Annotated in this window: 1 protein-coding gene; it reads left to right on the top strand. The window is 75.2% G+C overall.

Translation table 11 applies throughout. The annotated features are described in order from the left end of the window. Positions 1 to 189: 189 nt before the first annotated feature. Positions 190 to 848, top strand: a 659-nt coding sequence (casB, locus tag GL263_RS27345) for a type I-E CRISPR-associated protein Cse2/CasB (protein WP_182858409.1), incomplete at its 3' end; no start/stop codon positions are given.

Below are 848 nucleotides of genomic sequence, written 5' to 3'. Positions count from 1 at the left end.
TAAGAGACAGCCCCACACCCCCGCCCGACGGCGCGCCGCCCGCCGGTGACCCCGAAGCATCCGGGCCGCCCCCGGGCGGCGCCGCGCCCGACGACACCGCGCCCGACGACACAGCCCCGCCAGAACCCGACGATTCCCCGACCCCCCACGTGCCCGCATGACAAGGACCGCAGGAAGAAGGGTCCCCACGTGACCACAGCCATCACCGAGTCCACGCAGGAGCGGGTGGTACACCTCACCGGGACGCTGATCGCGCCCCTCCAGAGGGGCTACCTGGCGGACGAGCCGCACGCCGTCGCCGCGCTCGCCCGGCTGCGCCGAGGCGCCGGCCGCACCGCCGGCCAGGTGCCGGACCTCTGGGGCCTCCTCGATCTCGACCCGCTCCACGAACCCCCTGACGACCGGACCCGCCCGCTGAGCGAGAGGGAACTCGTCCGCGCCGAGAACGCCGTCCTGTTGGCGCTGACCCTGTGGGCGTTCCACCAGCAGTCACGCGGCTCGGCGATGCACGTCCCCGACTCGCACAAGGATCCGCGCGGGCTCGGCGCCGCCACCCGTCGCCTGATGCCGCCGGACGACGTCACCGAACCCGTCCGCCGCCGTCTGGTGCGCGCCGGCACCGCCCCCGACCTGCCCACCCTCGCCCAACGCCTGCGCGAACTGGTCAGCCTGCTGCGTGGCGAGGACGTCGCACTCGACTACGCGCTGCTCGCCGGCCAGCTCTACGCCTGGCAGTGGCCCGGCGGCGCCGTCCCCGTCCGGGCCGCCTGGGGCCGCTCGTTCCACGCCTTCCGGCACACCAAGCAGAAGGCCGCAGCCGACGACGGCCAGCCCGCGATCCCGTCCCC

The organism is Streptomyces durbertensis (assembly GCF_014156695.1).
Classification (GTDB): Bacteria; Actinomycetota; Actinomycetes; order Streptomycetales; family Streptomycetaceae; genus Streptomyces; species Streptomyces durbertensis.
This window is presented reverse-complemented; position numbering and strand designations above follow the sequence as displayed.